Genomic DNA, 9,319 nt, shown 5'->3' on the forward strand with positions numbered 1-9,319 from the left:
GACGGCGAGGATGCCGGAGATGCGCCCAGAGCTGCCGGAGGCGGATTGCAGCGTCGCACCGTCCTCGAGATGGCCGGCCAGCAACCGCGTCAGCGACAGCTTTCCACCATGCTGCGAGTGCAGCGTCTTGAAGACATAACCGAGCGCATCCTTGCTCTCGGGCACGCCGAGGCGTTTTGCCGTCTCCGCGATGCCGGGCGCCTCGTGACGCAGCGCTTTCATCAAACGCAGCACGCCGTTCTCGCGCGCCGCGGCGCCCAGCAGCACCGGGCAGATCAGTCCCTCGCGCAATTCGCGGGCGAGATCGTCGAACACGGCATCGCGCGGCGGCTGGATGTCCTCGAGCAGCTGCTCCATCAGCGCATCGTCGTGATCGGCGAGCTTCTCCAGCATGGAAAAGCGGGCTTCCTTCTCGCGATCGAGATTGCCGCCTTCGAGCGCGACCACCTCGGAGGCTTTGTGCTCGCGATAGACGAAGGCGCGTTCCAGCGCGAGATCGACGAAGCCCTCGATCAGATCGTCCTTCCAGATCGGGATCTGGCGCAACACCAGCGGCACGCGGGAAGCGGGCTGCAGCATCGCGAGCGTCTCGCGGATGCGCTGGCTCGCGCGGTCGATCTTGTTGAGGAACAGGAAACGCGGGATCTTCAGCTCCTCCAGCTCGCGCAGGATGATCTGCAGCTGCGGCAGCTTCTTCTCGTCGGCCTCGCAGACCACGATCGCCGCATCGACCGCGGGCAGCGCGGCGCGCATGTCGTGGGCAAACTCGACGGAACCTGGACAATCCAGGAAGGTGTAGCTGTCGCCCATGAAACTCGTGGTGGCGGCAGTCAGCCCGACGGTCATCTTGTGATGACGGGCCTCAGGGGTGGCGTCGCCGACGGACGTTCCGGCATCGACGCTGCCGGCGCGCGGGATCGCGCCCGTTCGCGCCAGGATTGCTTCGAGAAGTGTGGTTTTACCGCTTTGGAAAGGGCCCACCAGCGCGATGCACCGTGGACCTCGGGGACTTCTGACGTCTTGTCCCATTCGCCGCCTCCTTGGTGTGGAGCTCGGCCCATGATTGGGTCGGCAAACGCAGATGCTCTGCCCGTCCCCGAGATTTGGCAAGCGTCAAAAATCGCTGCGGTGCGTCGTCAGTTCGATCAAGTCTTATAATTCTGCGGTGGTCGGCTTGGTGTTCCACCTCTCCCGCTGGAAGAGGTGGAGAGAAAGCCGCAACCGCAAATCGTTAACGGCCCGGGCGAAGTTCCAGGCTCTCGAGGCCGGCGGCGACGTTGAGGCCGACCTGGCCCTGCACGCTGAGCGGCTGGAGCGCGATCGAATTGTTGGAGCCGCCGACCAACACATTGCCGCCAAGGCCGACGCCGACCGACGCGCTGCCCTGCGCGCCGGCATAATTGCCGGAGAGGTCGCCCGGGCCGAGCCGGTCGACCGGTGCGAACACGCCCCACGCTAGCGCCGTCTCCTGGGTGATGCCGATGTCGAGACCAACTTTGCGGATCGTCGCAACGTAGCGGTCGTCCGGCAGACCGTCGGCGCGCAGCACGCAGCCGAGATGGGTCACCGATCCCACGATGAAGCCGACGCTGGCGCCGCCACGGCATTCGAGCACACCCACCCGCGCCATCCGCTGCTGCGCACTGCCGCTGACGCTGGAGGCAACGAGGCTGGCAACGGCGAGCCCGGCGAAGATGAACGAACGGCGCATGAAATATCTCCGGCGATAAGGTGATGCGAGCAGAGAAGGCGCACTGCAAGCTGCGCGATGGTCTATGCCACAGGAGCCGCGGCCGTGCCAGATTTCACACGACGAATTGGCGTGCTTTCTTCCCTTCTCCCTTTGTGGGAGAAGGTGGCGCGAAGCGCCGGATGAGGGGTTGCCTCCGCGTATGTTGCGGCGAGAGGATCATGCGCGGAGAGAACCCCTCACCCGTCTCGCCCGCTCCGCGGCGAGCCACCCTCTCCCACAAGGGGAGAGGGAAAGCACCGCGACAGTCTCAGCGCAGATTACCGCAAAAACGCTGGATGCGCTTGCAGGCATCTTCGAGGTCCGAGGTCTTGGTCGCGTAGGAGATGCGGAACGCCGGTCCAAGGCCGAAGGCCGAGCCCTGCACCACCGCGACGCCTTCGGTCTCCAGCAGCTCGGTGACGAAGTCCTCGTCATTGCCGATCACCTTGCCCGACGGCGCCGTCTTGCCGATCGTGCCGGCGCAGGACGGATAGACGTAGAAGGCGCCCTCGGGACGCGGGCACTCGATTCCCTTGGCCTGGTTGAGCATGGAGACGACGAGGTCGCGCCGCTCCTTGAACACCTTGTTGTTGGCGGGAATGAAGTCCTGCGGACCGTTCAGCGCTTCGACCGCGGCCCATTGCGCGATCGAGGACGGGTTCGAGGTCGACTGCGACTGGATCGTCGCCATCGCCTTGATCAGCTGCGCGGGACCACCGGCATAGCCGATGCGCCAGCCGGTCATGCAATAGGCTTTCGACACACCGTTCACCGTGAGCGTGCGGTCGTAGAGCTTCGGCTCGACCTGCGCGACCGTGGTGAACTGGAAGTCGTCGTAGACGAGGTGCTCGTACATGTCGTCGGTCATCACCCAGACGTGGGGATGCTTCACCAGCACGTCGGTGAGCGCCTTCAGCTCCGAACGCGTGTAGGCAGCTCCCGTCGGGTTCGACGGCGAGCACAGGATCACCCATTTGGTCTTCGGCGTGATGGCGCGCTCGAGCGCCTCGGCCTGGAGCTTGAAACCGGTCGCGGCGGTGCAGACCACCGGCACCGGCTCGCCGCCGGCGAGCGCCACCATTTCAGGGTAGCTGACCCAATAAGGCGCGGGAATGATCACCTCGTCGCCCGGATTGATGGTCGCCATCAGCGCATTGTACAGCACCTGCTTGCCGCCGGTGCCGACGATGATCTGGTTCGGCTTGTAGGTAACGCCGTTCTCGCGCTGAAACTTGGCGATGATGGCGTCCTTCAGCTCGGGAATGCCGTCGACCGCGGTGTACTTGGTCTTGCCGGCCTCGATGGCGTGGATCGCCGCCAGCTTGATGTTGGCGGGCGTGTCGAAATCGGGCTCGCCTGCGCCGAGGCCGATGACGTTGCGGCCCGCCGCTTTCAGCGCGCGTGCTTTATCCGTGACCGCGATTGTCGCGGACGGCTTCACACGGTCGAGCGCAGCGGCAAGGAAGGACATCGTCATCTCCTGACAAGCGTCGTGAAACCTTTCGTCTCACGACTCCGATTGTGGGAATGCAGCCACCCTAAAACGTGAGCCGCTGCACCGCAAGAAACTTCGGCCAAATCCCGGAAAAACTTGCGGACGGGACGCGTTTCGAGGCGCAATTTCCCGCAATTTTCAGCAACTTTCCCTCCGGATTGGCTCATATCCGGCAAGGCATGTCCTCGGAGCAATTTTGTACGTTTGGAATGCGCAGAACCAGCACGCCGGCGAGCCTGATTGCGGATAAGTGGGCCATGACGATGCGGAGGCATCAATCCGTCCCGACCGTCGAGCTTCACGATCTCGCAGGGCAATGCGCCGGAGCATTGACGCAAGCGTGAACTGATTTGCAGCGTCGCGCGAAAATGATCTTCCTCACCGTTGCAGTGCGGTAGGGTTTTCGAGTTTTTCTATTGGCTGGCCCTTGCGGCGGATTCGCATCGGCATCATTGTTTAGCCGCGTCGCAGGGTAACGCGCGTCGCGTCTTCCCATCCTCGGATTTGAACCTCCCAGAATGTACAAGCTCTATTCGATGCAACGCTCGGGCAACAGCTACAAGGTCCGCCTTGCGCTGGCGCTGCTCAACTTGCCTTACGAAGCAATCGAGGTGGACATTCTGCGCGGCGAGAGCCGCACGCCGGACTTTCTGACCAAGAACCCGTCGGGACAGGTGCCGCTGCTCGAGGTCGGCGACGACCGTTACCTTGCCGAATCCAACGCCATCCTTTGGTACGTCGCCGTCGGCACGCCGCTTGCGCCCGAGAACCGCATCGACCGCGCCGAGGCGCTGCAATGGATGTTCTTCGAGCAGCACGCGCTCGAGCCGAACATCGGCGCCGCCTATTTCTGGCTGTCGCTGGTCAAGGGCGGCCGCGACCTCCAGACCCATTCGCTGGAGGACTGGATGGAGCGCGGCTATGGCGCGCTCCAGGTGATGGAGAATCACCTCAAGACCAATGCCTATTTCGCCGCGCGCCAGCTCACGGTCGCCGACATCGCGCTGTACGGCTACACCCATTTGGCCGACCGCTGCGACTTCGACCTCCAGGCCTTCCCCGCGATCCGGGACTGGCTGAAGCGGGTGGAAGCGGCTCCCGGCTTCGTGTCGATGGACTGGCGGCCGGCCGACATCGACGATCCCGCCAGCATCGCTGCCAGCGCCTGACGGCACCCGCTCCCGCTCAGGGGAATAGCGGGCATAACGGTAATATTTGCCGCAATCTGGCCATTTTCACCGCGATAGCCGCCGCAATATTGCCGGTTCAAACTGGGAAATTGTGGAAGGTCGCGGGTGATTCGCTCGCGCGTTGAGGGATTTAGACCATGATACGGGCGTCCGGCACGGCAGGCTTTCAGGGCCATCCCGCTTCCGTCGCGTCTTCCCGGCTGACCAATGCTGTCGCGGCCTCACTGGCGATCGCCGCGCTCTCGCTGTGCCTGATCGTCACCCTGACGGTGCTGTCGACCAAGGCAACCATGGCGATGGGCCTGCCGGCCTGATTCCGTTTCCTGGTCCAGCCCTTCAAGGCGCCCGCGTGATCCGCGCCGGCCGGCATCGCGACAGGACGTCGATGAAATCACCTGTGTTAGTCGTTGCAATCACACTGACCGCGGCCATCCTGGTCGCGGCATCGCTGTTGATTGTGGTCGGCACCCGCAAGGGTCCGGGGACATCGACGCTGAACGCGCCCGCGCTGAAACAGCCCCTCAAGCTCACGCATCTCGTCTAAAATCGTCCGAAAGCCTTACGCTTGCCGGCAGGTGCGCCTTAAGCACACCGCGCGAAAAGGCATCGCGATGGCGCAACGATCAGTCAGAGTTGCGGTCTTACCTCGTTCGGGAGGAGCGAGACTGGTCCATGCGGTTCGGATGGCGTGCGATCTCCGGTCCGGTGCTGACGGCAGCAACTCTGCTGCTGGCGATACTCCTCGATCGCTTCATCCCCACTCCCCCGCCCGCACCGTTGCTCGTCGGGATCGTGGCGCTTGCCGGCGCATTGTCGGGTCTCGGCTCGGCCCTGATCACCGCGGCTGGCGCGGTGATCGGCGTGGCGCTGCTGTTCCTTTACCAGCACGGCGCTGCCTATGCCGCCGCGGATCTGATCCGGCTCGGCCTCCTGGCCATCACCGCTGCCGGGACCGCCGGCATCACCGGTTTGATGCGCGAGCGGCTGCTCGGCACGTTCGCGGCCGAGCGCAGAAGCCACGCCACCGCCGCGCGGCTCTCCGCCGCGCTCGACCAGGTCGATATCGGCATCGTGCTGCTCGATGCCGAGACGCGGGCCGAGTTCATCAACCGCGCGTTCCGCGATTACTTCGCGGTGCCGGACGAGATCGCCGACGGCAAGCCGCCCTTCATCGCGCTGATGTATCACGGCCGCGACACCGGTGCGTTCGAGCTGCCCGAGGACGAGCTCGGCACTTTCATCGCGCAGCGCATGGAGATGGTGCGGATCGGCGATGCCACGCCGATCAACATCGCCTTGCGCAACGGCGAAGTGCTGCGCTTCGTCTGCACCGCCCTGCCCGACGGCGGACGGATGCTCAGCTACACGCCGGTAACCGACCTCGTGCGCCACACCGACGCGCCCTCACGCGCCGACTACTACCGCTCGCTGCGCGATCCCGCGGGCCGGAAGCTGATCCGGTATCTTCGCGTCGCTGAGTGATGCGATGCGGCGATTGATCGGCGCGGCCATCATCACGTATGAATGACGCTTCATCCATCGCGGGAAATCCACATGTCGCTCACCATTCGCCCCGTCACCAGGCAGGACTACGATCAATGGCTGCCGCTGTGGGACGGCTACAACGCCTTCTACGGCCGCTCCGGCCCGACCGCGCTGGCGCCAGAGATCACGCGGATGACGTGGCAGCGATTCTTCGACGCCTATGAGCCGGTGCATGGGCTGGTGGCCGAGAGCGACGGCAAGCTGCTCGGCATGACGAACTATCTGTTTCATCGCAGCACCACCGCGATCGAGCCGTCCTGCTATCTGCAGGACCTGTTCACGCTCGAGGCCGCGCGCGGCAAGGGCGTCGGCGCGGCGCTGATCCACGGCGTGTATGAGCGGGCGAAACTGGCGGGATCGCCGCGCGTCTATTGGCAGACGCACGAGACCAATTTCACGGCGCAGCGCCTGTACGACAAGGTCGCGGAGCGCTCCGGCTTCATCGTCTATCGCAAGCTGTTCTGACCGCCGCGCGCACCCTGTGGATAACTCCCGCTGTCACCCGCGCGTAATATAGGGCGGCTAGGCTGCACCTGCGTCTGATCAGGCCCCCCGTCACCGATCAAGCGCCCCAAGCGGTCCCCGTCAGTCGCCGCGTCTGACAGGGGCCGCATTTTTTTGTCCGCCTTTGCCAGCATGGCAGCAGCGCGGCAAGCGCCTTGCCGGCACGGCGCACGATGGTCAGAATGAGTGGCTGCTCATCTCTGACAGGATCTCCCATGGAAATTCGCAATCTCGGCGCCTCCGGCCTTCGCGTGTCTGCGGTCGGGCTCGGCTGCAACAATTTCGGCCAGCGCACGGATCTGGAGACCTCGCGCAAGGTGATCCATCGCGCGCTCGATCTCGGCATCACGCTGTTCGACACCGCCGACATCTATTCGAACATGGGCGGCTCGGAGACGGTGCTCGGCGCGGTCCTGGGCGATCGCCGCAAGGACATCGTGCTCGCGACGAAGTATGCCAAGCCCATGGCGGAAGACGGCACCAAACAGGGCGCCTCGCGGCGCTACATCATGGCGGCGGTCGAGGCCAGCCTGAAGCGGCTGAAGACCGACTACATCGATCTCTACCAGCAGCACGACTATGACCCGCTGACGCCGATCGAGGAGAGCCTGCGCGCACTCGACGACCTCATCCGCCAGGGCAAGGTCCGCTACATCGGCAATTCGAACTTTCCGGCCTGGCGCGTCGCCGAAGCCGAGTACGTCGCGCGCGCGATGAATGTCAGCCGCTTCGTGTCGTGCCAGGACGAATACTCGCTCGTCGTGCGCGACATCGAGAAGGACCTGCTTCCGGCGGCAACGGAATACAAGCTCGGCCTGCTGCCATTCTTTCCGCTCGCGAGCGGCCTCCTGACCGGCAAGTACCGGAAGGGCGAGGCTGCGCCCGGCGATACCCGCTTCGGCAAGGTGGAACGGCTGCGCGACCGCTACGTCACGCCGCGCAACGAGGACATCGTCGAGAAGCTACAGGCCTTCGCCAAGGCGCGCGGCCACAGCATGCTCGAGCTCGCCTTCTCCTGGCTCGCCGCCCGCCCGCAGGTGTCGAGCGTGATCGCGGGCGCCACCCGCGTCGAACAGATCGAGCAGAACGTGAAAGCGATCGCCTGGAAGCTCAATGCCGAGGAGATGGGCGAGATCGACAAGATCACCCTGGGCTGACGTTCGCGGCGCGGCGTTACTTCGCCACGGTCTGGATCACCTCGAAGCCTTCGAACTGGGGATGACCGAGATAGGCCGGCTTGGTGTCGCCGGCCCGCGCATGCGCGGCACGAAACGCCTCCGACTTGGTCCAGGCCTCGAACGCGGCGTGGTTCGCCCAGACCGTATGCGAAGCGTACAGCGTGTGGTCCTCGAGTTCGGGACCCCGCAGCAGATGGAATTCGACGAAGCCCGGCACCTTGTCCAGATGCGTGTCGCGCGTGAGCCAGACCTGCTCGAAGGCGGACTCGGAGCCCTTGGCGACGCGGAAGCGGTTCATGGCGATGTACATGGGGGTGGTTCTCCTGATGCTCGCATCATCATGTCGTCATTCCGGGACGCGCCGCAAGGCGCAGGCCCGGAATCCATTTTGCGGCAGAGTTGGCGGATGAATGGATTCCGGGCTCGCGCCACGCGCGCCCCGGAATGACGGCGGCAGCTACGATGCGACCAACCCCTTCATCGGCTTCGCGCCGGCGCTGTCCGGAAACACCGTTTCCGCCAGCACGCGATCTGACAGCCCGAACTGCCCCTGCAGCACGCCCTTGATCACCGAGCGCAGGTCGGTCGTCGGCTTGAGGTCGCGGCCCTCGTACAAGTTCGCGAGCTTCAGACCCGGCCAGTCGGCGATGACGCGGCCGCCTTTCACGGCGCCGCCGGCGAGCAGCGCGATCGTGCCAGTGCCGTGATCGGTGCCGTCGGTGCCGTTGATGCGCGCGGTGCGGCCGAATTCAGTGGCGACGACAACGACCGTGTCGCGCCAGCGATCGCCCAGGCCTCCTTCGAATTCGGCGAGCGCGCCATCGAGGCCGCCGAGCAGGAAGGCGAGACGCCCAACAGGGCCGCCCTCATTGGCGTGCGTGTCCCAGCCGTCGAAAGCGAGCGCGGCGATGCGCGGGCCGTCGTCCGCCGCCATCAGCTTTGCCGCGCCGCGCGCCACCTGGCGCATCTGTGCGACCTGATTGCCCGGCTTCGGCTTCATGTCGTCGCCGCTGGCGGCCTTCTCCAATTGCAGACCTTGCGAGAGCGCCGCGGCCAGCGCAGGATCGCGGTGGCGGTAGAGATCGACGAGGCGCATCGCGGTGTCGTCATCCGCCTGCGGCAGCGCCACCGGCGCCCAGCCGACGGTCGGCGCATTGCCGCGCAGCACCAGCGGCGTGGTGGGCCCGACCGCGAGAGCGCTCGATACGCGCTCGCCGCGCGGCAGCGCTTCCAGCGCGCGATTGAGCCAGCCGGATTGCACGCGGCCCGGACCGGCATAGCCGCTTTCGAGCACGTCCTGACCGTCGAAATGCGAGCGGTCGCGATAGGGCGTCGCCACCGCGTGGATCACCGCGGCGTGCTTGTCGCGGTACATGCGCGCAAATTCCGGCATCGCCGGATGCAGCGCAAAGAAGGAATCGAGCACGATCGCGGGATGCGCGCCGTCGCTCGCGAGCGCGATCGAGCCGTGCAGGCCGGCATAATCGGGATCGCCGATCGGGGCGACGGTCGAAAGCCCGTCGAGCGCGCCGCGCAGGATCACCACGACCAGCCGGGGATCGCGCCCATCGGTGGCACGTGCGAATTTCGGCAAGTACGCCCAGGCCGCGAACGAAGCGCCGCCGAGCAGAAGGCCGCGGCGCGAGGTGAGGGGCCGGTTCTCGACGCAGTCGAT

At 65.3% G+C, this 9,319-nt stretch carries 11 protein-coding genes; 6 read left to right on the forward strand and 5 right to left on the reverse strand.

Annotated elements, in window-relative coordinates:
• The 3 genes from SE92_RS18335 to SE92_RS18345 form a co-directional block, all read right to left on the reverse strand.
• The coding region (locus SE92_RS18335; RefSeq protein WP_157095905.1) for a GTP-binding protein at positions 1-1,029 on the reverse strand (1,029 nt) is incomplete at its 3' end.
• Positions 1,030-1,231: 202 nt separating this feature from the next.
• Complete coding sequence (locus SE92_RS18340) at positions 1,232-1,711, reverse strand: DUF992 domain-containing protein (protein ID WP_063197192.1); 480 nt, start codon at positions 1,709-1,711, stop codon at positions 1,232-1,234.
• 289 nt (positions 1,712-2,000) lie between these two features.
• On the reverse strand, positions 2,001-3,203 hold the full coding sequence (locus tag SE92_RS18345; RefSeq protein WP_063203616.1) for a pyridoxal phosphate-dependent aminotransferase: 1,203 nt from the start codon (positions 3,201-3,203) through the stop codon (positions 2,001-2,003).
• Positions 3,204-3,745: 542 nt separating this feature from the next.
• On the opposite strand from SE92_RS18345, the gene SE92_RS18350 reads away from it, so the two are divergent.
• From SE92_RS18350 to SE92_RS18370, 6 genes are all read left to right on the forward strand, one after another.
• Positions 3,746-4,396: a glutathione S-transferase family protein gene (locus tag SE92_RS18350; protein WP_063197194.1), complete on the forward strand. Its 651-nt coding sequence runs from the start codon at positions 3,746-3,748 to the stop codon at positions 4,394-4,396.
• A 158-nt stretch (positions 4,397-4,554) separates the two neighbouring features.
• Positions 4,555-4,731, forward strand: coding sequence for a hypothetical protein (locus tag SE92_RS36725; protein WP_198172696.1), 177 nt, complete (start codon positions 4,555-4,557; stop codon positions 4,729-4,731).
• A gap of 83 nt (positions 4,732-4,814) precedes the next feature.
• Entirely contained in the window at positions 4,815-4,961 is a 147-nt protein-coding gene (locus tag SE92_RS18355; RefSeq protein ID WP_198172975.1) for a hypothetical protein, read from the forward strand.
• 128 nt (positions 4,962-5,089) lie between these two features.
• Positions 5,090-5,899, forward strand: a complete 810-nt coding sequence (locus tag SE92_RS18360) for a PAS-domain containing protein (protein WP_063197200.1) — start codon at positions 5,090-5,092, stop codon at positions 5,897-5,899.
• Between the two features lie 72 nt (positions 5,900-5,971).
• Entirely contained in the window at positions 5,972-6,427 is a 456-nt protein-coding gene (locus SE92_RS18365) for a GNAT family N-acetyltransferase (protein WP_063197202.1), read from the forward strand.
• A gap of 254 nt (positions 6,428-6,681) precedes the next feature.
• Positions 6,682-7,623 carry an aldo/keto reductase gene (locus SE92_RS18370; protein ID WP_063197205.1) on the forward strand — a complete coding sequence of 314 codons (942 nt, stop codon included), beginning with the start codon at positions 6,682-6,684 and terminating at the stop codon, positions 7,621-7,623.
• 16 nt (positions 7,624-7,639) lie between these two features.
• Here the strand turns inward: SE92_RS18370 and hmuQ are convergent, their stop codons facing one another.
• Both hmuQ and SE92_RS18380 read right to left on the reverse strand, forming a co-directional pair.
• A complete protein-coding gene (gene hmuQ / locus SE92_RS18375) occupies positions 7,640-7,954 on the reverse strand; it encodes a heme-degrading protein HmuQ (RefSeq protein ID WP_063197207.1) in 315 nt (104 codons plus the stop codon).
• A gap of 147 nt (positions 7,955-8,101) precedes the next feature.
• Positions 8,102-9,319 (reverse strand): DUF1501 domain-containing protein (locus tag SE92_RS18380; protein ID WP_245324640.1); only part of this gene is annotated, 1,218 nt, incomplete at its 5' end.

Origin of the sequence: Bradyrhizobium sp. AT1, from assembly GCF_001590795.1 — a bacterium.
Classification (GTDB): Bacteria; Pseudomonadota; Alphaproteobacteria; order Rhizobiales; family Xanthobacteraceae; genus Bradyrhizobium.